The organism is Pseudomonas sp. B10, assembly GCF_900156235.1.
In the GTDB taxonomy this organism is placed as follows: domain Bacteria; phylum Pseudomonadota; class Gammaproteobacteria; order Pseudomonadales; family Pseudomonadaceae; genus Aquipseudomonas; species Aquipseudomonas siliginis.
Window position 1 is genome coordinate 4,995,476 of sequence record NZ_LT707063.1, and the last position, 21,341, is coordinate 5,016,816.

The 21,341-nt window shown below is 59.6% G+C and carries 21 protein-coding genes, 1 tRNA gene, 1 pseudogene and 1 riboswitch; of the genes and pseudogenes, 8 read left to right on the plus strand and 15 right to left on the minus strand.

Annotated elements, in window-relative coordinates; translation table 11 throughout:
* The first annotated feature begins 144 nt into the window (after positions 1-144).
* Entirely contained in the window at positions 145-648 is a 504-nt protein-coding gene (locus BXA01_RS22635) for a DUF4142 domain-containing protein (RefSeq protein WP_076566355.1), read from the plus strand.
* A gap of 162 nt (positions 649-810) precedes the next feature.
* Here the strand turns inward: BXA01_RS22635 and BXA01_RS22640 are convergent, their stop codons facing one another.
* Positions 811-1,221: a low affinity iron permease family protein gene (locus BXA01_RS22640; RefSeq protein WP_016771301.1), complete on the minus strand. Its 411-nt coding sequence runs from the start codon at positions 1,219-1,221 to the stop codon at positions 811-813.
* A 176-nt stretch (positions 1,222-1,397) separates the two neighbouring features.
* Between BXA01_RS22640 and tam the strand changes: the two genes are divergently transcribed.
* Entirely contained in the window at positions 1,398-2,168 is a 771-nt protein-coding gene (gene tam / locus BXA01_RS22645; RefSeq protein ID WP_056783474.1) for a trans-aconitate 2-methyltransferase, read from the plus strand.
* Between the two features lie 267 nt (positions 2,169-2,435).
* Positions 2,436-2,564: pseudogene (locus BXA01_RS27430) on the plus strand (DUF6124 family protein); the annotation flags it as partial.
* A 66-nt stretch (positions 2,565-2,630) separates the two neighbouring features.
* Here the strand turns inward: BXA01_RS27430 and BXA01_RS22650 are convergent.
* Both BXA01_RS22650 and BXA01_RS22655 read right to left on the minus strand, forming a co-directional pair.
* Entirely contained in the window at positions 2,631-2,987 is a 357-nt protein-coding gene (locus BXA01_RS22650; RefSeq protein WP_076566357.1) for a helix-turn-helix domain-containing protein, read from the minus strand.
* Positions 2,987-3,289 (minus strand): type II toxin-antitoxin system HigB family toxin, encoded by a 303-nt coding sequence (locus BXA01_RS22655; RefSeq protein ID WP_076566359.1) that lies wholly within the window; start codon positions 3,287-3,289, stop codon positions 2,987-2,989. Before BXA01_RS22655 ends, BXA01_RS22650 begins: the two co-directional genes overlap by 1 nt.
* 209 nt (positions 3,290-3,498) lie before the next feature.
* Between BXA01_RS22655 and BXA01_RS22660 the strand changes: the two genes are divergently transcribed.
* Both BXA01_RS22660 and BXA01_RS22665 read left to right on the plus strand, forming a co-directional pair.
* Entirely contained in the window at positions 3,499-3,795 is a 297-nt protein-coding gene (locus BXA01_RS22660; RefSeq protein WP_076566361.1) for a helix-turn-helix domain-containing protein, read from the plus strand.
* Between the two features lie 132 nt (positions 3,796-3,927).
* The gene (locus BXA01_RS22665; protein ID WP_177345030.1) at positions 3,928-4,098 is read left to right on the plus strand and encodes a hypothetical protein; all 171 of its coding nucleotides are present in this window, start codon (positions 3,928-3,930) and stop codon (positions 4,096-4,098) included.
* A gap of 147 nt (positions 4,099-4,245) precedes the next feature.
* On the opposite strand, the gene BXA01_RS22670 is transcribed toward BXA01_RS22665, so the two are convergent.
* From BXA01_RS22670 to BXA01_RS22725, 12 genes are all read right to left on the minus strand, one after another.
* A tRNA-Gly gene (locus BXA01_RS22670) sits at positions 4,246-4,319 on the minus strand.
* 157 nt (positions 4,320-4,476) lie between these two features.
* Positions 4,477-5,361 (minus strand): alpha/beta fold hydrolase, encoded by an 885-nt coding sequence (locus BXA01_RS22675; protein ID WP_076566363.1) that lies wholly within the window; start codon positions 5,359-5,361, stop codon positions 4,477-4,479.
* A gap of 316 nt (positions 5,362-5,677) precedes the next feature.
* On the minus strand, positions 5,678-6,370 hold the full coding sequence (locus BXA01_RS22680; protein ID WP_076566365.1) for a pseudouridine synthase: 693 nt from the start codon (positions 6,368-6,370) through the stop codon (positions 5,678-5,680).
* A 33-nt stretch (positions 6,371-6,403) separates the two neighbouring features.
* Positions 6,404-6,634, minus strand: a complete 231-nt coding sequence (locus tag BXA01_RS22685) for a cysteine-rich CWC family protein (RefSeq protein ID WP_076566367.1) — start codon at positions 6,632-6,634, stop codon at positions 6,404-6,406.
* On the minus strand, positions 6,627-8,114 hold the full coding sequence (locus tag BXA01_RS22690) for a sensor domain-containing diguanylate cyclase (RefSeq protein WP_041478881.1): 1,488 nt from the start codon (positions 8,112-8,114) through the stop codon (positions 6,627-6,629). The genes BXA01_RS22685 and BXA01_RS22690 overlap by 8 nt, the downstream gene beginning before the upstream one ends.
* Positions 8,115-8,317: 203 nt before the next feature.
* Entirely contained in the window at positions 8,318-10,090 is a 1,773-nt protein-coding gene (gene atzF / locus BXA01_RS22695; RefSeq protein WP_076566369.1) for an allophanate hydrolase, read from the minus strand.
* Between the two features lie 25 nt (positions 10,091-10,115).
* A complete protein-coding gene (gene uca, locus BXA01_RS22700) occupies positions 10,116-13,763 on the minus strand; it encodes an urea carboxylase (protein WP_076566371.1) in 3,648 nt (1,215 codons plus the stop codon).
* A 282-nt stretch (positions 13,764-14,045) separates the two neighbouring features.
* Entirely contained in the window at positions 14,046-14,687 is a 642-nt protein-coding gene (locus tag BXA01_RS22705; protein WP_076566373.1) for an urea amidolyase associated protein UAAP2, read from the minus strand.
* 11 nt (positions 14,688-14,698) lie between these two features.
* Complete coding sequence (locus BXA01_RS22710; protein WP_056783496.1) at positions 14,699-15,424, minus strand: urea amidolyase associated protein UAAP1; 726 nt, start codon at positions 15,422-15,424, stop codon at positions 14,699-14,701.
* Between the two features lie 13 nt (positions 15,425-15,437).
* A complete protein-coding gene (locus BXA01_RS22715) occupies positions 15,438-16,226 on the minus strand; it encodes an ABC transporter ATP-binding protein (protein ID WP_076566375.1) in 789 nt (262 codons plus the stop codon).
* A complete protein-coding gene (locus BXA01_RS22720) occupies positions 16,223-17,038 on the minus strand; it encodes an ABC transporter permease (protein ID WP_024011982.1) in 816 nt (271 codons plus the stop codon). The genes BXA01_RS22715 and BXA01_RS22720 overlap by 4 nt, the downstream gene beginning before the upstream one ends.
* An 18-nt stretch (positions 17,039-17,056) precedes the next feature.
* Positions 17,057-18,124, minus strand: a complete 1,068-nt coding sequence (locus tag BXA01_RS22725) for a putative urea ABC transporter substrate-binding protein (protein WP_076566377.1) — start codon at positions 18,122-18,124, stop codon at positions 17,057-17,059.
* A 63-nt stretch (positions 18,125-18,187) separates the two neighbouring features.
* A riboswitch (guanidine-I (ykkC/yxkD leader) is annotated at positions 18,188-18,288 on the minus strand.
* A 350-nt stretch (positions 18,289-18,638) separates the two neighbouring features.
* Here BXA01_RS22725 and BXA01_RS22730 point away from each other — a divergent pair.
* The 3 genes from BXA01_RS22730 (at position 18,639) to BXA01_RS22740 (ending at position 21,339) form a co-directional block, all read left to right on the plus strand.
* Positions 18,639-19,043, plus strand: a complete 405-nt coding sequence (locus BXA01_RS22730) for a hypothetical protein (RefSeq protein WP_039760873.1) — start codon at positions 18,639-18,641, stop codon at positions 19,041-19,043.
* Positions 19,044-19,239: 196 nt separating this feature from the next.
* Positions 19,240-20,484, plus strand: a complete 1,245-nt coding sequence (locus tag BXA01_RS22735) for a glycosyltransferase family 4 protein (RefSeq protein ID WP_076566379.1) — start codon at positions 19,240-19,242, stop codon at positions 20,482-20,484.
* Entirely contained in the window at positions 20,485-21,339 is an 855-nt protein-coding gene (locus BXA01_RS22740; RefSeq protein ID WP_076566381.1) for a hypothetical protein, read from the plus strand.
* Positions 21,340-21,341 lie beyond the last annotated feature (2 nt).

Here is a 21,341-nt window from a genome sequence, read left to right on the forward strand (position 1 = left end):
CGCCGTTCGTCGCGGTTCAGGCAGATTTTCTAAACCTTTGACCGCTAAAGCATTCCTAACTGAGGCGGACAATTCTCCGCCGCGACATTTGAGCAGCGGGCGAATCACGGCCCGTTTGAATTTTCAACAAAGGAGGGCGCGACCATGTGCCGGATGGCCACCCGTTTACGTAACGTCAGTTTTGCAACCCTGCTGGGCCTGTGCGCCAGCAGTGCGTTCGCCCAGTCGCCTGCCGAATTCATCAACGATGCCTCTGCCAAAGGCATGGCCGACATCGAAGCAAGTCGTCTGGCCCACGGCAAGACCGAATCGAAAGAGGTCAAGGATTACACCATCGTTGTGATCAACGACCGCACTACAGCCAACCAGCATCTGGCGAAGATCGCCAAGAAACTCGACCTGCCGGTTGCCCCCCGCGAAGAACTCGCCGACAAGGCCAAAGAGCTGATGCCGGAAGTGAAGGACGGCACCACATTCGATCAGGCCTACGCTGCCAGTCAGGTCAAGGCGACCGAAGAGGCCATCACCCAGATCGAGCAACAGGCGCAGACCACCGACGTGCCGGAAATCAAAGCGTTTGCCGATGAGACCTTGCCGAAACTGCAAAGCCATCTGGAGAAAGCTCGAGCGTTGCAGGCCAGTCGCTAACGACGCCTTATTGCTGCAGCGCGAGCGAAACCTTCAGTTGAAATGCGATGCTTCCCATGTGGGAGCGAGCCTGCTCGCGAAAGCGGTGTGTCAGTCAATGATGTTTTGACTGACCCCCCGTCTTCGCGAGCAGGCTCGGTCCCACAGTGTGTGTTTACTTACTCAGCACTCATTCAAATCCTGCTTTGGCTTGCTCTTGTCGCCCAGCCCCTCAAGATCAAACACCTGATTTTCACCCAACGCGCGGTAATGCCGGCGCAGCGCTTCAAGTTGCTTCAAGTCCAGCGCTTCCAGCCCGAGCATCGCGTTTTGCGCTTCCTTGTTCACCCGCAGCAGCTCATCGAGTTTCAAATGCAAAATGTCGGTATCGCGGTTCTGCGTGTTCTGAATCAGGAACACCATCAGGAACGTGATGATCGTCGTCGAGGTATTGATGATCAGCTGCCACGTGTCGTTGTAACCAAAAATCGGCCCGCTCAACCCCCACAACCCAATCAGAATCAACGCCCCCATGAACGTTTTCGGGCTACCGGCCCACAGGGCAAGTTTCTGGGCAATCTTTGCGAATTTCATGATGGAAGTCCTTGTTTTGGAAGCTTGAAATTCAGACATCGGTGTTGTGCTGAAAATTCTAATTACAAATAACCGGGCGGGACGCCGGAGGCGAGGCGAGCTCATCGGCCTTATCGCTGTATGGTATGCGCAGCTGCACTTCCCGGTTTCAAGCCACGCCCCGACAGGAGAACGCAATGAGTTGGTCTGCCAAGCAATACGTCGCTTTCGAAGATGAACGCACCCGCCCGGCCCGTGATCTGTTGGCGGCGATACCCACGGCGCAGGCCCGGGCGGTGGTGGACATTGGTTGCGGACCGGGCAATTCCACCGAGTTGCTGGTGCAGCGTTTTCCCGAGGCGAGCGTAAGTGGCCTCGACAGTTCGGCGGACATGATTGCCGCCGCGCGCAAGCGCTTGCCTGACGTGCAGTTTCAGGTGGCCGAGGTCGACAAATGGGCTGACGAGGGTCCGTTCGATGTGATCTTCGCCAATGCGGTGCTGCAATGGGTGCCTGATCACGCTTCGTTGCTGCCAGCCCTGGCGAGCAAGCTTTCAGATGGTGGCAGCCTGGCGATCCAGATGCCGGACAACCTCAACGAACCGTCCCACCGCTTGATGCGTGAAGTCGCCGCCAACGGGCCGTGGGCGAGCAAGCTCGCAGACGCTGCCGGGCAGCGTACCGACATGGCCAGTGCCAGTGAGTATTTTTCAATGCTGCGGCCGCACTGCGCGCGGGTCGATGTGTGGCGCACCACCTATCACCACCAACTTCGGGACGGGGCGGCGGGGGTGGTGGAGTGGTTCAAGGGTAGCGGGTTGATTCCATTCCTGAGCCCATTGACCGAGGAGGAGCGGGCGCAGTATCTGCAGCGGTATCTGGCGGAGGTTGCCAAGGCTTATCCGGCCTTGGCTGACGGCTCGGTGCTGTTGCCGTTTCCACGATTGTTCATTGTTGCAACCCGCTGAAAATGTTCATTCGTCTAGCTCGTTTTTTATCGTGAGTTCGACGCATTGGTTCAGGTCAGCGTAACTCGCAAGAACAACCCGATCGGTCCCCACTCCCTCGGGAGTGTATGTACCGGAGACATGGTGGACAGGTGTTCGGAGACATGGTGGACGAATTTTAATAGACACATTGCTCATCGCGAAGGAGATGGCCTGTGTCTTGGCAAGAGGTGTCCACTGTGCAGCTTCGTTCAGAATTCGTGCTGTTGGCTCGTCAAGAAGGGGCCAATGTTCGGCAGCTTTGCCGCCATGCTCGACGGCAGCCAGCGCAAAACCCTGCTCGGCATCGCCCAGGTCGTCATGCTGGGCGAGCTGGCGGTGAATCAGGTGCTGGATCATGTGGTGCCGGTCGGTTAGCCGGCGCTGATTTCCGGGCAAAAAAAAACCGGTCGTTGCGACCGGTTTTGCATGCGATAGTTTTCTTCAGACACTGGCGAGCAGGCATTCATAAGGAATACGCAAGCCATCGTGCAGACGTTTGATCATTGCCAGACTCAGCTTGCGCTTGCGGTTCAATACTTCCGAAACACGCCCACTGGTGCCAATAAAGGGCTCGAGATCCCGCGGCGTCAAGCCTTGCTGATCCATACGAAATTTGATGGCTTCAATGGGATCAGAGGGTGGCATCGGAAAATTCTGCTCCTCATACTTTTCTATCAGCAGAGCGAGAATTTCCAACTCATCGCCCTCTGGCGAGTCGATTTCTGCACCCCACAGCTGTTCCATGCGCAGCAATGCTGCGGTCAGGTCTTCCGGGCTACGAATGGGTTTGATGTTCATTAAACGGTCTCCGCGTTGATCTGGTCGTATTGAGCATGGGTCCCAACGAAGCGGATAAAACCAAGTTGCCGTCGGTAGTCGATCGCCAGAATCACTCGATATTTATTCCCGCCGATATTGAATACCACCCTGGCTCCCTTGAGGACACTAGCCGTTCGCAGCTCAGCTTTAACCTCTTGCGGAGTTCGATAAATCGCCTTTTCGATATGGCGGTACCATTCAACGAGAGGTGTCTGAGCATCAGCATGAGCTGGTGTGCTTTCCCAAAATTGTCTTAGCGTCGCTCTTGCAATTATCCGCATCCATGCCTCCTCCCGATACGGGAGATACTAGTCGTTACTGAGTGGAGGGGCAATCTTGAATGTGCTTTGTGAACGGGCGTTCAACATTGAATTGCAAAGCATGTATGGGTCATACGAATTTTCTTGCAATGGTTCATAAAAGATCCGTAATTCAGCATAACGATCCACAATGGCTCCATAAAGACCAATTAAGCCTTGAAGGGTTTGCCATGTCATTCATGTATTTGCTTCACTCGCCGGCTGAGATCGCTAGAAATGTCGGAGAAAACGCCAAAATCCTGCGGCTCTCCAAAAACCTTTCCCGCAAGACGCTCGCAGAAAAGGCGGGGGTTTCCGAATCCACCATCAAGCGATTCGAAGCGACCGGGCTCGTGACGTTGGAGGCTTTGATCCTGATAGCCACTGCGCTTGATGAACTCAACGCTGTGACCAAGCTGTTCAAACCAGAGCAGCCGAGCTCGCTGGATGAGCTGAAGAATGCCAGGCGCAAGAGAGGGATGCGCTGATGATCAAGCCTTTCAAACACACAGAAGCGCTGAATGTTTTGAAAGAGGGCGCCAAGGTTGGTGAGCTGATCAAAGTCGCGGGCCGCTGACTTCGGTGGCCGCACTCCCGGCACGCCTACTCGCAAGCGAATCATGGAGATCTGCAAGGAATACAAATACCTCAAGGCCGAGGAATATATCGAGCAGACTCTCGCTGCGCTCGCCAACTGGAGGAAAGTATTCACTCGATTGAATGTCCCGCACAAAGCCGGGGAGCCGATCTTCAATGTACTGGCGAGGCTGCATCTGGATTTCGAGAAGTAATCCGGGGAGGAAGGGCTCAGCGATCTTCTGGAAGTCTTCACCGCCAACACGCTTCAACTTCCAGACACAAAAAAACCGGCCATCAAGGCCGGTTTTTTCTATTCCTGCATCCCTCGTCGGACAACACAACGCGAGATCAATATTCGGTGGAGCGGGTAGAGGGAATCGAACCCTCATCTAAAGCTTGGGAAGCTTTCGTTCTACCACTAAACTATACCCGCTCAGAGCGGCTGACTTTGTACCAGACTCGGCCACGGATTTGAAGTTTTCTTTTCTCTGCGAGTGCTTTGCCGCGCAGAAATCGGTCGATCGCGAGCAAGGGCTGCGCCGGTGCAACAGGCACTTCAAGCTTGCAGCCTTGCCCGCGATGACGCTGTTTCAAATGGCCAGGGCATGGTGATCCTGCACAAACGAGTAGCGCGTTCGGCTGGCTTGCGGCGCAGGTTTCAGAAAGCCGAGCAGGGCGTTCTGGCTGTCGCGGCAGGCGGCCTTGTGCTCCATGTCGAGAAAGTGTCCGGTGGCTTGCAGGGTGGTGAAGCTGCTGTGGGCGACGTGGTTGCCGAACAGTCGCGCATCCTCGGCGGCGGTGTATTCGTCCCATTCGCCATTCAGGAACAGCACCGGCACGTTGATCTTTTTCGCCGCATTCAGATAGCACTGCCGGTCGCTGTGCAGCACGTCGTTGATATGAAAATGCATCTGTCCGTATTCATGCTCGGCGAGGCTGCTGACGTGGCGATAGTTGAAGCGCTTGAACAGCGACGGCAGGTGTTTGCCAATCGTGTTGTTGACCAGATGGCCGACCCGGTCGCCGTCGCGGCTGCCGAGGTAGTCGACGCCGCGCTCGAGGTAATCGAGCATGTGCGCATTGATCACCGGGGAGAACGAGCTGATCACGGCTTTTTCGATGCGCCGCGGTTGCTGGGCGAGGGCGACCAGAGTGGCGGCGCCGCCCCAGGAGAACGACAGCACGTGTTCGGCGGCGAAGTGATCGATCAGCTCCAGCAGAATCTGCCCTTCGACTTCCTTCGTCAGATGTTTCTCATGCCGGTTGTGGGCTTTTGACCGACCCGCGTAGGGCTGGTCGTAGCAGACCACGTTGAATTGCGGGTGCAGGTTTTTCACGGTCTGTGCAAACGACGCAGTCGTGGCCATCGAGCCGTTGACCAGAATGATGGTCTTTTCTGCGGCGTCTGCGCGATAGAACTCCGTGTAAACCCGATACTGACCCTGTATATCCAGCACAGCGATTTCTGGCCTCATGTCATAAGACTCCTGGCAAGCAAGCGGGTATGCGCGCAATCGAGATTGCACGAGCTTTGTGACAGGTAGGCATACGCCTGAAATTTGCTGGCCCATGTCGATCCGGTACGGCAGGTCGACGGGTGTTGTTATTGGCGGGCAGATTGCCGGCTGAGGCGCAGCCCTTGAGGGCAGACGACCGACAAAAAGTTTCTTGGAAGTATGTGGTGACTCATCGGTCACATTTCGGCCGACGTCCTGATTCAAGCAGGGGACTCAGGATCACGCAAGTGCCGTCGGCGAATTGTTCGACAACTTCGGCTGAGCGGTCGCCGGCTTAGAACAAATGAATCTCTTCGGTGCGCAAAGCGCGGTACTCGCCCGGTTTTAGCGCGTGATCGAGGGTCAGTTTGCCCATGGATTCGCGGTGCAGGCGCAGGACTTTGTTGTTGAAGAACCCAAACATGCGCTTGACCTGATGGTAGCGGCCTTCAACGATGCTCAGCCGTGCCGAGCGTGGGCCGAGCAGCTCAAGCTGCGCCGGTTGCGTAGTCAGATCTTCGAAAGCGAAGTAGATGCCCTCGGCAAATTTCAGCGCGTAGCTCGGGTCGATGTCCTGTTCGGTTTCGACGTAATAGACCTTCGCCAGTTTGGTTTGCGGCTGCGTCAGGCGTCGCGACCAGGTGCCGTCATTGGTGATCAGCATCAGCCCGGTGGTGTTGAAATCCAGACGCCCGGCGATGTGCAGATCGTCCTTGTGCGGTTCATCAAGCAGGTCGAGCACGGTCGCATGCTGCGGATCGCGGGTGGCGCTGACGCAACCCGGCGGTTTGTGCAGCATGAAATAGCGCGCCGGTTTACCGCTTTGCAGCACCTCATCGTCAACTTCGACCCGGCTGAATTCCAGTACGTCACTGTGCGGGTCGCTGACGACTTTTCCGTCAATCCGCACGCGCTTTTCCACCAGCAACAGGCGAACCTGCTGACGGTTGTAGCAGGGCAGATTGCTGAGGAAGCGGTCGACGCGCATGGTCAGGATTCAACGGACAAAGGGCCGCGCATCTTACGGGATCGGCAGCCGGCCTGCTTGCAACTGCGCTTCGACCTGGGCGCAGCGCGGGCACAGGCAGGCTTGATTGCGCAGCGCGGCCGGCAGCGCTTCGAGCACCGCCGGGTCGATGGTTACGCCATAGCACCAGCATTCGCGGTCGGCGGTGCGCGGGTCGGCGAGGCTGCAATCGTTGCGCGCACCGCAGGCCGGGCAGTGGTCGGGTTTGACGTCGTTATCAGGCATAGGTCGAGTGCGGCATTTCCATGCAGGTGCGGTTGCGCCCGGTTTGCTTGGCGCGGTACATCGCATGATCGGCCCGCGACAGCAGAGTGTGCAAGGTGTCATCGCGTTGCACGGTGGTGGCGCCGATGCTCACGGTCAGATGCAGGCTGTGGCCATCGTAGGCATATTCGTGTTGTTCGACGTGTTGACGGATTTTTTCTGCGATTTTCTGCCCGGTCTCACCGTCGGTGTCTTTCAACAGAACGATGAACTCTTCACCGCCCCAGCGGCAGACGATGTCGGCGTGGCGCAGGCAACTTTGCAGGTCGCGGGCGAAACCGATCAATACCTGGTCGCCAGCCATGTGCCCGTAGGTGTCGTTCAAGGCTTTGAAGTGGTCGAGGTCGAGCAGCAACGCGGTCAGCGGCTTGGTTTCCCGTTGGGCCTCGTGCAGCGCTTGCGCAGCGAGGATGTCGAAGCCGCGTCGATTCGGCAGTTCGGTGAGACTGTCGAGGGTGGCGTGCGCCTGGATCTTCGCCTGGAAGCGCTTGATGACCCGATTGAGCAGCGCCAGCACGATCAACGTCACCAGCAGGCAGATCAGCAGATTGAGATACAGCGACTGGCGGATCTCGCTCAGCGCGCCGTCTTCGCGTTTATCGACGAACAGGTACCAGTTCAACTCGGGAATAAACCGCACGTTGAGAAAATGCCCCTGGCCGTGGGTGGAGTATTCGTAGCTGCCGCTGTGCGGCTTGGGCAACTGGCTGACCAGACTTTTCATGCTCTCCAGTTCGCCAAGACTCTGGCCGATGTGCGCGCCTTCCGGACCACCTTCTGCGCCGGTCAATACGAGGCGGCCGAAGGTGTCGACGAAGTACACGCTGCGTTGATAGCGCTGTTGATACTTGTCGATCAGCTTGATCACCGCGTCCACGGTCAGGCCCACGCCCGCCGCACCGATGAAGCGGTTGTGGTAGTCGTAGACCTTGTAGTTGATGAAGAACGTCAGGTTGTCCTTGTTGGCCAGATCCGGGTCGACGTTGATCTCGTACGGGTCCTGCATGTCGCGCACGCGGAAGTACCAGGTGTCGCGCGGCTCATCGACTTTGACCTGTTTGAGCACGCCTTTGGCGTGGTAGTAGGTGAGCGTGGCATTGGAAACGAAGAACGCCGTGTAGGCGCCGTAATGGGTCATGACCTCGTCGAGATAGCGGGTCATCTGCTCGGGATTCTGCTCGCCGTTGACCACCCAGTCGCGCATGAACGTGTCACGGGACATCATCGAGGAAATCAGGATCGGCCGGACCAGATCTTTCTGGATTTCCGAATAGACCGTGTCGGAGGTCAGTGGCAGTTCAGTGTTGACGATGTTGTCGCGGATCGACTCGCGGGACGCGAAATAGCTCAACAGCGAGGTGGCGAGAAACCCGGCGCCGAGCAGGGCGACGAGGGTGAGCACCAGTGAACGTTGCGAGTACAAGGGAGAACGAAGCGGCATGGCAGATCCGTTGGCAGTGGCCCGATGGGATGCATTCTAGTGGCACTGCGCGCAAATAACTGCTCCCTGTGCGGCGTGAATGGTCGTTCCTTTATTCGGGGGTGGTGCGCCAGAACCTGTGGGAGCGAGCCTGCTCGCGAAAGCGGTGGGTCAGCCACATCCATGTTGAATGACATACCGCATTCGCGAGCAGGGCGACAGATTCAGGCCAGGGTTTTGAGGTATGCCCGCCATCCCCCCAAATGACTGATATCCACCGCACCCTCCAGGCCATACGGCTCGCAGATAAACCCGCTCTCCCAGCGCCCATCCGCCAGTTGCACCTTGCCCAGTCCCAGCGGCGCCGGAATTCCGGTGAGAAACGAGCCCAGCTCGCTGCTCGGCAACTCCCAGACCTCCACGGCAATCGCCACGCCGCCGTCCTTGACCCGTACCATGCCCGGGCGAAATGGCGGGCCGCCGGCGAGGGCGTGCAGTCGATAGTCCGGCGAACTGAACGTGGTTTCCAGCAAGCGCCCGCCACGCTGAGTCAGTTGCCAGTTCAACGCCAGCCCTTGCAGATGCGCGCCACACACCACCAATCGAGCGCGGTCGTTGCGCGCAGCGTTCACCGGAGCTGGCAGGGCACTGTCCTGCTGGCGCTGCAAGGCATCGGCCACGCTCAACAGATACTGATCGGTAAATACCCGCCCGAACAACGTCACGCCCCACGGCAAACCATTGCCCATGAACGCGGTCGGCACGGCGACGGCGGAGTAGTCGAGCAGGTTCATGAAGTTGGTGTAATAACCGAGTTCGGAATTGCGCAGCACCGGCTCGGCCGCAAGCTCGGCCAGGGTCACTGGACGACCGATGGTTGGCGTCAGCACGCAGTCGAGATTTTCCAGGGCCTCGTCGCAGAGGGCCTTCAGCGCCTGCAATCGATATTGTGCGCGGAAGGTCTGCACGCCGGTCACTGCCGGAGCCTTGGCCAGCACCGCTCGGATCACTGGCAGCACCGCTTCGGGATTCTGCTCCATCAGCTCACCGGCGACGCTGTAACGCTCGGCGACCCACGGCCCGTCGTAGAGCAGACGCGCTGCTTCGAGAAATGGCGACAGGTCCAGCTCGACGGCTTCGCCACCCAAGGCCTTGAGCCGTTCGATGGCCGCTGCGAACAACTGTGGCCCCTCGTTGCAGCCGAAAAATTCAAGGTCCTGCGCCCGTGGCACGCCGAAGCGAAACGGCCGTGGCGCGCCAAATGCCGAGCCGTCATTCCATGCCGGGTTGCCTCGACTGTACTCATCGCGAGGATCGTATTTTGCCGTCAACGCCAGCAACTGACTGGCCTCACGGGCGGTCGCGGTGAAGGTGGTTACGCAGTCCAGCGTGCGGCACGCCGGCAGCACGCCAGCGGTGGAAATCAGGCCTTTGCTCGCCTTCAATCCCACCAGATTGTTCAGCGCCGCCGGCACTCGCCCGGAACCGGCGGTGTCAGTGCCCAAGGCAAAACTGGCCACGCCCAGCGCTACCGCCAGTGACGAGCCGGCGCTGGAGCCGCCAGACGGATATTCGGACAAAACGCTGTTCGGGCACGCACCATAAGGCGAGCGGCTGCCATTGAGGCCGGTGGCGAACTGATCGAGATTGGTCTTGCCCAGCGGGATCGCGCCCAGCGCCAACAGTTGCTCGACGATGGTCGCCGACTGCTGCGGCACATAGGCGAACGCCGGGCATGCGGCTGTGGTGGGAATGCCGGCCAGATCGATGTTGTCCTTGATCGCGAATGGCACGCCATACAGCGGCAGACTGTCGAGGTCACGACCGTCGAGGGCGGCGAGGTACGGCTCCAGTTCATCGACGCTGAGCAAGTGAATGAACAGGTGATAGTCGGGATTCAGCGCAGCGGCTTTTTCGCGCAGTTGCAGCAGCAGCTGGCGCGGTGTGGTGTCGCCATTGCGGTAGGCCTGGCGCAGTGCATCGAGTTGCAGATTCATCGGTTGATCCTTATAAAAAATGGCTTCAGTCGAGTTCCAGCACCACCACCCGTTGTCCGGCGCGCACCGCCGAACCGGGTTGCACGCGGATCTCTCGCACGACACCGGCCAGCGGCGCGAGCACAGGGATTTCCATCTTCATCGACTCGAGAATCACCAGCACATCGCCCGCCGCCACGCGCTGGCCGGTCTCGACCTGCACCTGCCAGAGATTGCCGGCGATGTGGCTGTCGACGCTGTGTTCACCGCTTTGCAGCGGTGCTTCTTCGCTGGCGTCAGGCACGGCTTCTTCGCTGTCGAAATGCGCTTGGCCACTGGCGATCCAGCGCTCGCGTTCAGCCTTGAACGCGCCCTGTTGCTGCGCACGAAAAGCGCTGATGCCCTCGGCTTGCTGACTGAGAAATGCCTGATAGTCGGCGAGGTTGAGCTGGCTGTGTTCGATGTTCAGATCGAAGCGCCCCAACGGGAAATCGCGGCGAATGCGCAGCAGTTCTTCGGCGCTGACCGGGTAGAAGCGGATCTGATCGAAGAAGCGCAGCAGCCACGGTTTGCCGTCGAACGCGGCGACTTCGCGATAGCGATTCCACATCTGCAGGGTGCGCCCGACAAACTGATAACCGCCCGGGCCTTCCATGCCGTACACGCACATGTAGGCGCCGCCGATGCCGACCGAATTCTCGGCGGTCCAGGTGCGTGCCGGGTTGTACTTGGTGGTCACCAGACGATGACGCGGGTCGAGCGGCGTGGCCACCGGCGCGCCGAGGTAAACATCGCCAAGGCCCATCACCAGATAGCTCGCATCGAACACCGTGCGCTGCACTTCGTCGAGATTCGGCAGGTCGTTGATGCGCCGGATGAACTCCAGATTGCTCGGGCACCACGGTGCGTCCTTGCGCACGGTGGTCATGTATTTCTCGATCGCCAACTGACAGGCCGGGTCGTCCCACGACAGCGGCAAGTGCACGATGCGCGACGGCACTTGCAAGTCCTTGGCGGCGCACACCGCGTCCCATTCGCCGGCGATGATGCCCAGCAGATCGGCCAGCGGCAGTTGCTCGGGCTGGTAGTGCACTTGCAGCGAGCGAATGCCCGGGGTGAGGTCGATCACCCCATGCAGGGCTTGGCTTTCCAGCGCCTGCATCAGCGCGTGGGCGCGAAAGCGCAGGACCAGATCAAGCTCCGGCGCGCCGATTTCCAGCAGTAAATGAGTGTCGCCAGAAACCCGTGCAACAAGTCGCTGATCGTCTTGGCCCAACGCCAACACCACAGGCGACACCAAACCCTGTGGGAGCGAGCCTGCTCGCGAAGAGGCCGTGTCAGTCAATATCGATTTGTCTGGGGCGACGCTTTCGCGAGCAGGCTCGCTCCCACAGGGGGCATCCCATTTCAGGGCGAGATCGCGGGCGTCAGCCAGAGAGACGGGAATGAACTGAATTTTATCGCCGGCCTTGAGCTGCCCCAGCTGCCACAGATCCGCCTCGATCACCGTCACCGGGCAGACAAACCCACCCAGGCTCGGGCCATCCGGGCCGAGAATTACCGGCATGTCGCCAGTGAAGTCCACCGCACCAATCGCATACGGATTGTCATGGATGTTCGACGGGTGCAGACCCGCTTCACCGCCATCCTCTCGCACCCACTCGGGTTTCGGTCCGATCAGGCGCACGCCGGTGCGGCTGGAGTTGAAATGCACTTCCCACTGGGTCGCGAAGAACGTGGCGATGTAGTTTTCGCTGAAGTATTCCGGTGCGCCGTGCGGACCGTAGATCACCCGGATCTGGCGCACGCTCGGCAGCGCGGTGATGTGCTGTTCGGCCAGTTGCTGGCCGACGCTGCGCTCGGTCAATGCCGGCACATGCAACACATCACCGGCCCTCATCGCGCGACCGCCATGCCCGCCGAACTGGCCGAGAGTGAAGGTACTTTTGCTGCCCAGATAATCCGGCACTTGCACGCCGCCGCGCAGGCACAGATAGCTGCGCGCGCCGGCGCCGCTGATGCTGCCCAGCTGCAATGTCGCGCCGGCCGGGATCAGCAGCGCGGTGTTCATCGGCACCGGTTCAGCGTCAAGGCTCAAGGTAATCGGCGCGCCGGTCACCGCGACTACCGCGTCACAATTGAAACGCAGGATCGGCCCGCTCATGGTGATTTCCAGTGCGGCGGCGCCTTGTTCATTGCCGAGCAGACGATTGCCCAGGCGCAGCGCTCGGCTGTCCATCGGCCCCGACGGAGGCACGCCGACGGCCCAATAGCCGAGGCGGCCGGGATAGTCCTGCACGCTGGTTTGCGTGCCGGCGCTGAGCACTTCGAAGGTGTTGGCGTGATAGAGCATATTTTCCAGGCAACGGGTCCACGGCTGGCCGCTGGCGAATGGAGCATCCAGCAGAATCTGGCGCAGGTAATCGCGGTTGGTTTCCACGCCATACAGCAGGCTATCGCCCAGTGCCTGATGGAGTTCGGCGCGAGCCTGTTCGCGGCTCGGCTCCCAAGCGATGAGCTTGGCAATCATCGGGTCGAAATACGGCGGGATTTCCACACCGGCTTCGACCCAGGTGTCGATGCGCAACTCAACGCCGTTGGCTGGCGGAAATTGCACAGCGGTCAGCAGGCCCGGGCTCGGCTGGAAATCACGCCCCGGATCTTCCGCGTACAGACGTGCCTGAATCGCATGGCCCTGCGGTTCCAGGCCTTGATACAACTCGTTCAGCGGCGGCAGATCACCGGCGGCCAGCTCGATCATCCAGCGCACCAGATCCACGTCCCACACCTGTTCGGTGACGCCGTGCTCGACCTGCAAGCGCGTGTTCACTTCGAGAAAATAGAAGCGCTGGGCCTCGCTGTCGAAGACGAATTCGACGGTGCCAGCGCTGCGATAATTCACCGCTTGCGCCAGTTTGATCGCTGCCGCGCACAGCTCATCGGCCATGCCTTCGGGCAGGTTCGGCGCCGGGGTTTCTTCGAGAACTTTCTGGTTGCGCCGCTGCACCGAGCAGTCGCGCACGCCGAGAGCGATGACTTCACCGCAGCCGTCGCCGAACACCTGCACTTCCAGATGCCGCGCGCGTTCGATGTACTTCTCGATGAACACCCCAGCGTCGCTGAAGTTGTTCTGACCGAGGCGTTTCACCGCTTCGAACGACTCGCTCAATTCGCTCGCGCTGCGGCATACGCGCATGCCGATGCCACCGCCGCCAGCGGTGCTTTTTAGCATCACCGGGTAGCCGACCTGTTCGGCGGCACTCAGCGCGCAATCGAGGCTGTCGAGCAGGTCGGTGCCTTCGAGCATGGGTACGCCGTGCTGTCTGGCCAACGCGCGAGCAGTGTGCTTGAGACCAAACACCCGCAATTGCTCCGGCGTCGGCCCGATGAAGGCGATGCCCTGCGCTTCGCAGGCTTCGGCGAACGCTGCGTTTTCCGAGAGAAATCCGTAGCCGGGATGAATCGCCGTGGCGCCGCTTTGTTTGGCGATAGCGAGGATTTTATCGACGGCCAGATACGTCGCCGACGCCGCGCCTTCGCCGAGGCTGTACGCCTCGGCGGCTTGGGAGATGTGCAGGCTGGCAGCATCGGCTTCTGAATACACGGCGACGCCTTGGGCCTTCAGCACGTTGATCGTGCGCAGGATGCGACAGGCAATCGCGCCACGGTTGGCGATGAGGATTTTTTCGAACATGGCATAACCCCTGAAGGGGGAGCGGGCCGTCCCGCTGTTTTTCGGCAGACATCCGGGCCGTCCCGGATGGAAAAAACACACTTCACTCAAACTCACCGCAAACTCCTGTGGGAGCCGGCTTGCCAGCGATGAGGTCGGCACATCCAACATTGTTGGTGACTGAAACACCGCAATCGCTGGCAAGCCAGCTCCCACAGGACTATCAGTGCCTTGAACGTTTCAGGCACTGCCCGGAACGCGCCTGGCACAGTGCAAAAAGCCAACGGCGTAAACGGCTGATGGTCAGTTCCATACCAGCAACTCCGCCGGGGTCGGGTTGTAGGCATTGCATGGATTGTTCAGCTGCGGGCAGTTGGAAATCAGCACGATGACGTCCATCTCCGCGCGCAAATCAACGTACTTGCCTGGCGCGGAAATACCGTCCTCGAACGTCAGTCCGCCATCCGCCGTCACTGGCACGTTCATGAAGAAATTGATGTTCGGCCCGATGTCGCTCTTGCTCAATCGGCCGTCGTGGGCGCTGGCGCGCAGGTAGTTGTCGCGGCAGCTGTGCATGTAGCGTTTTTCCAGGGCGTAGCGCACGGTGTTGCTCTCTTGCGCACAGGCGCCGCCGAGGGTGTCGTGGCGCCCGCAGGTGTCGGCAACGATGGTCAGCATCGGCTGGCCGAGGTTGGAATACAGCACGCTGCCGGTGCTCAGGTAGACGCTGTTCTGCCGGCGCAAGGTGCGTTGCACGTCGTAGCGTTCCTTGGGGTTGGCGAGGCTGTAAAACAAAGTGTCGACGGCCTGATTGCCTTCCAGATCGAGGATGCGCAGGGTCTGCCCGGCCTTGACTTCCATCAGCCAGGGCTCGCCGGCGGGAATGGTCGCGCGGTAGATCGCGCTGTCGGCTTGCTTGTGCGAAGTGGCGATTGCGAGTGACATGGCTGCGATCCTCAGGCGAACAAACGGTCGGTGTTGATAAAGCCGCGCTCGTTTTCCGGGCGCGAAGTACGGCAGTGTTCGGCGACGCTGGCGTCGGCGTTCATCCAGCTCAGCTTCAAGGGTTTCGGAGCGTATTCGGGTGACGGGTCCATCGGATGTTGCAGGGCGGTGAGCACCACCAGGGTGTCCATCGGCGCGTATAGCTCGATGTAGTCACCGGCCTTCGAATTGCCCTCGACGAAGTGGAAACGCCCGGCCTCATCGACGTTCACGCGGCTGAAGAGATTGAGGGTCATCAGCAGGTCGGACAGGCCCAGGCCCCACTTGCCGAGTTCCACCAGCAGGTTGTCGGTGCCATTGCGAAAGAAGCCGTTGCGCAGTTCCTGATAGCGGCCCTGGCCGTATTTTTCGGCGACTTCCTGTGCGCACAGCACACCGCCGAGGCTGTCGCTCCAACCGCAGGTGTCGGCGGTGATCGCGGCGAGTACGCGGCCCATGTCCGAGTACAGGCAGTGGCCGGCAGTGAGCTTGGCGGTGTGTTGGCATTTGAGGCTGTCGGGCAGGTTCAATCGCTCGGTTTTTTCATGGGCATTGAGCAAGGTCAGGCTGACATTGGCGCCGCCGCGCAGGTCGGTCAGGCGCAGCAATTGGCCGCGCTTGAGCACGAACGAACGGTGGCCGCCGCCCGGCAGCAGTTCTTCAGCGAAGGGTGGGAAGAGTTGGATTGAATCAGTCATTGGAGCAGTCCTCTCAAGCAGTGCGAAGGGTGCCCGCCAGCGGCAGCGGCAGGGCCTCGACGGCGGCGCGCTGGGCGCGGCGGTCGCTGTTCAACGGAATGTCGTAAGTGATGCGGGCGCCATAGGCGCCGGGGGCGTGCGGGTCGAGGCGCACCTTGTCGAACACCAGCAGGCGCGTGCCGAGGCTGAAACCCTCGGACAGGTCGTGGGTGACCATGAACACCGTCAGTTGCGTCTCGCGCCACAGCTCCAGCAGCAGCGCGTGCATGTCTTTGCGAATGCCCGGATCAAGCGCGCCGAAGGGCTCGTCGAGCAGCAACACGCGCGGCTTCATGATCAGCGCCTGAGCGATGGCCAAGCGTTGCTGCATGCCGCCGGACAGCTGTGCCGGGTACTTGTCCAGCGCATGGCCGAGGCCGACTTTTGTCAGCAGGGCTGCAGCCTGCTCGCGCGCCTCGCGTTTGGCGTTGCCGAACAGCCGGCCAAGCAAGGGCGCGCGCGGCAGTTCGAGACCGACGGCGACGTTGTCGAGCACGCTCAGGTGCGGGAACACCGAGTAGCGTTGAAAGACCACGCCACGGCTGGCATCCGGCTCGCTGGCGAGCGCTTGACCGTCGAGCAGAATCTCCCCGCGACTGGCGCTTTCCTGGCCGAGCAGCAGGCGCAGGAAGGTCGATTTGCCGCAACCGGAGGCGCCGACCAAGGTGCAGAACTCGCCTTCGTTGACGCTCAGGTTCAAGCCTTCCAGAACCACTTGATCGGCGTACTGCTGCCAGACGTTTTTTACTGTGATGAAGCTCATTTCGCCGCCCCCTCGTACCAAGGGAAAGCGCGCTGGGTCAGCTGTTTCAAGCCCCAGTCCATCAGCCAGGCGAGCAGGGTGATCCACACCACGTAGGGCAGGATCACGTCCATGGCGAGGTAGCGCCGCACCAGAAAGATCCGATAGCCGAGGCCATCGGTGGAGGCGATCGCTTCGGCGGCAATCAGGAACAGCCACGCCGAACCTAGCATCAAGCGCAGCGAGATCAGCAAGCGCGGCAACAGCTGCGGCAAGACCACGCGCAGCATCAGCGTCCAGGTCGAGGCGCCGAGGGTCTGCGCCTTGATCAGCAGTTCGACCGGAATGTCGCGGGCACGCTGTTCCAGATCCCGGGCCAGCGCCGGGGTGATGCCAATCACGATCAGCATGACTTTCGACAACTCGCCCAGGCCGAAGACGATGAACAGAATCGGCAGGATCGCCAGCGGTGGCACCATCGACAGCACCGTCAGCAACGGCGACAACGGCGCGCCGAACAGCGGCAGGGTGCCCGCCGCAATACCGAGGCAAAGACCCGCCAGCGCCGCGATGCCGAGGCCGATGGCCAAGCGCCGCAGACTCGACGCAGTGTCTTGCCACAACAGGTATTCACCGGTGCGGCTGTCGGCGTTGAAGGCCAGGCGTTTTACCGCGTCACTCATCTGCACGGCGCTGGGCAGCAGTTTGTCGTTGGGATTGTCCGCCAGGCGCTCGGCCGAGCCTGTGAAGTAGGCGAACAGCACTAGCGCGAACGGCAGGATCACCAGCAACAGGCGACTCGGACGATCGGGGTGGCGATTGATCAGGCGCATGGCCAAATCCTCCGTGGCTTACAGCTTGGCGTCGGCGGCCATCTGCACGTAGGTCGGATCGAAACGCAGCTTGAGATTGGCGGTGTCGCCGCTGGTCACGCCGTTGGCGAAGGACATGCCCACCGCGCTCGGGTCCTTCGCGCCTTCGCCGAGCAGGCCGTGCTCAAAGGAGAATTCGGCGACCTTGCGCATGGTGTCCGGCAGTTGTTTGCTGGTGGCGAAACTCAGCGCTTCGCTCGGCGTGGCGAACAGTTTTGTGGTGTCCAGTTGCGCCTGGAAGCCGGCGAGATCGGTACCCGAGGCCTTGGCCATGTGTTCCAGCGCAGCTTTGCTCGCGGCATTTTTTGCGTTCATCAAAGCGACCACTTCGAACCACGCGCCAGTCAGCGCTTTGCCCAGGGCAGGGTTGTCTTTGAGGGTGGCGCTGTTGACCACCATCATGTCCATGATCTCGCCGGGGATCTGGCTGGAATTGAACACTTCGGTGACGCCGGGTTTGGCCTTGATATCCGAGAGCATCGGGTTCCAGGTGGTCACGGCGTTGACGTCGTCGGTGTTGAACGCGGCGGCAATGTCGGCGTCGGAGGTGTTGACCACCTTCAGGTCTTTCTCGGTCAGGTCCACCGAGTCCAGCGCGCGGGCCAGCAGGTAATGGGAGACCGACAGCTCGACCAGATTGACGTCCATGCCTTTCAGATCGGCGACTTTTTTACCTTCGCCTTTGAGCACGATGCCGTCGTTGCCATTGGAGAAATCGCTGACGATCAACGCGGTACTGTCAACGCCGCCGGCAGCCGGAATGGTCAGCGCATCCATGTTGGTCATGGTGCAGCCGTCGAACTGGCCGGCGGTGTACTGGTTGATTGATTCGACGTAGTCGTTGAGCTGCACGACGTCGATCTTGATCCCATATTTCTTCGCCCATTTGTCGACGATGCCCTGGCTGCCGGCGTATTCCCATGGCATCCAGCCGGCGTAGATCGTCCAGCACACGCTGAAGTGGTCTTTCTGGGCGGCGGAAGATTGCGTGCTGATGAGCGCGGCGAAAGCGGCGGCGAGCAGGGCGGGGAAACGTAGTCGGATCATTGCGGGTTCTCCAGTTGATCGAGGGCGGACAGGAAGGCAACGCGGCACCGCGAACGGTGGCTTGTCTCCCGGGCTTTTGTCCCGCCGTGTAACCTCAACTGGAGGTCGCCAACTCTCGGACCAGCCACTCGCGCTTGCGAGCCGGAACCCTAGTCAGCCATTGCAAATTGTGGTGCCGCGAACCTGTGATGACTCCTGCACGGGTTTGCTAAAGCGAGAGGCGTGCCAAGTCGCGCCGAGGCCTCTGCGGCGGGGATCTGCTGGATTGCCGAGGTGAGCGGGGCCAGCGATAGCGCATCGTGGTGGTGCGTGGTTGCACCGTCATGCAGCGCGTTTACGCTTCACGGGTTGCTGATTTTGCGGATAAACAAGATTTCATAATCACTTGTTTCAACTTGTTGCAGGAACGCACCAGATTCTGAAACCGCTGTCTGATTCTTCGACAGTCACGCAATTGCTGACGGTCGCCCTCCAGCGTCGCTGGTGTGGCCAACCCGCGGTCCAGGAGGCCGCCATGTATCGCCGAATCGTACTGCTTGCCGTGATGCTTTTTTCCCTTGGCGGATGCGTTCCTTATTCCTATGGAGACAGCTACTACAGGTCAGAGGTCTACACATCACCCGCACCGGCCTATTACAGCGGTGGCGGCTCCTATTACCGCAGCGGCGGCACTTATTACACTCAGCCGCGCTACTACCAGCCAGCGCCGCGGTACTACCAGCAACCGCGTTATTACCAGGCACCCAGGCACTATCAACCGGCCCCGCGTTATTACGAAAGCCGTCGCTGGCACGGCAACGATCGCGGACGCTGGGACGGCCACCGTCGCGGCGGTTGGGACAATGACCACCGGGGTCGCGGCAACTATGATCGCCACAGCGGTCGGCGTGACTACAACGGCCGTGGCAACCGCTGGTAAATCACTGCAATGAACAAGCGGCGCATCAAGCGCCGCTTTTTTTTGCCCGGCGAAAAAGCGTTCCGTGGGCCATCTCCCAAGGCAATCCCGGAAGCGTCCTACAGTTTCATTTCGTGGTGTTTGTTAGCGTTCGTGGATGCCGAACGAGGCGAGCAATCCTCAGCTCGATAGCGGCGAAAAATGGACGTTTAGCGCTATGAAGCTTCTGGTTATTCATCAAAATTTTCCCGGTCAGTTCCGTCATGTGGTGCTGGCAGCGCTGGAGCGCGGTGATGAGGTTGTGGCGATAGGCCGGGACACGGCACCGGGCGTCGCCGGTGTGAACACCCATCGATATCGAGCGACCAGCCGAGCGCCCGGCAATATTCACCCGTATCTGATCCGCTACGAACAAGCGGTGATCGACGGGCAGAAGGTTTTTGAAATTCTGGGCAGGCTGAAACGTTCGGGCTATCAGCCAAACGTGATTCTTGCCCATCCCGGATGGGGAGAGACGCTGTTTGCCAAGGACGTCTATGCCGATACGCCGCTGATTCACTATTGCGAGTATTACTATCGAGCGCAGGGCGCCGATTGCGGGTTCGACCCCGAATTCCGCCGAGCCGCAAGGGAGTCGTCACGGCTGCGAGTGCTCAACTCGCTGCATCTGTTGAATCTTGAACACTGCGATATCGCAATCGCGCCGACCCAGTGGCAGCGCAGCCTGTTTCCGGCCGCTTACCGGTCGGCGATTCGGGTCATTCACGAAGGTGTGATTCAAAGTTCTGACGTGGCGAAAGTCGGGGCAGTCAGATTGCCCAATGGAATCGAGCTCAAAGCCGGACAGCCGATCGTTACCTATGTCGCCAGAAACCTTGAGCCTTATCGCGGCTTTCACAGTTTCATGCGAGCTATTCCGCTTATTCAGGCCGAGTGCCCCGATGCGCAGATCATCGTGGTTGGCGGTGATGGTGTCAGTTATGGGAGTAAGCCGGTCGGGTATCCGGATTGGCGCAGCAGGATGGAGGCGGAGGTCAGTTTCGATCACTCCAGCGTGCATTTCACAGGGAAACTTCCCTACCAGACTTATCGAGCGGTTCTGCAGTGTTCGAAAGTTCATGTCTATTTGACGTATCCGTTTGTCTTGTCGTGGTCGTTACTGGAGGCGATGGCGTCCGGTTGTGTGGTTGTTGCGTCGGATACGGCTCCGGTCAGGGAAGTCATTGTCGAGGGGGCTAATGGCATATTGGTGGATTTCTTCGACCATCAAGGAATTGCCAGAAGTGTAAGCAAGGTTTTGAAGTCGGCAGGTGAGTTCGATGGTCTTGCCAGCGCCGCGAAGTTGACGGCAGGTCGGTTCAGTGTGGAGTCGGGCGTGAGCCAGTATTTTGAGATTTTTGCAAGCGCGATATCCGGGCATAGCGACATACCAACCGTTCCGCAGTTAGAGCGGGAGGTTTGAATGTCCAGGAATTCGCGTAAGCAGACGATCAAGTGGGTTAAAAGGTTATTGAAGTATGGATTGTTCTTTTATGTCTGTTATTGCGTAGCGGAATTTTATATTCGCAAAGAACAATCTGCCGAGTCGGCGGCTATTCACCAGGCAAACGAGAAAGCCTGTCAGAACAAGTTGGCGAGCATGCAGCAAGTGCCGATATTAGGCGGCGCCTATGTAGATAAGACGTTGGTTCCTGAGTTTTACGTTGGCATGCCTGAGATGGTGAACAAGAAAGCGTGTCTGGCGATTGCTCTGAAGGGGCTTTTCTGGTGGACCGGGACGGGGCTGCACCGGTACCAGGATCAGCGCACAGAGTCGATCCCCAAAAGTTGGCGGCTTTATAAATTGAATGCCGGACTTTTTACCAGGAAAGAAACCACCGAACCCCATGAGCGGGGTTATCGGCACGTCAACTGGCCGGATGAGTTGATTGTGAAGCTAAAGAATTATCCGGGGCTGGAGATTTGGCTGGATGCACCTCCGCCGCATTTCAAGAATGAAGACTCGGTTAGAACGTTTGTCATTACTGGCTGGCCGCGGCGAGATGGAACCACTCGGTTGATCAACTGTGACGGCTTGATTCGCCCGGCGGCGGAGGAAAAACTGACTGACGAGAAACTGGCAAGGTTCAGCAGAGCTGAATTGGAAAATCTTGATTTCGGCAAACTGAATTTCTTCTGCAATATCAATCTGGATAACTTCGACTTTTCCGGGGGGCACGGTAGCGTAGGTCTCGGATTAGCGTCATTACGCGAAGCACCTGAGATGCTCAAATATCTCAGTGACTATCTTTCACGCTCTGTTATTACAAGGAAGTAACA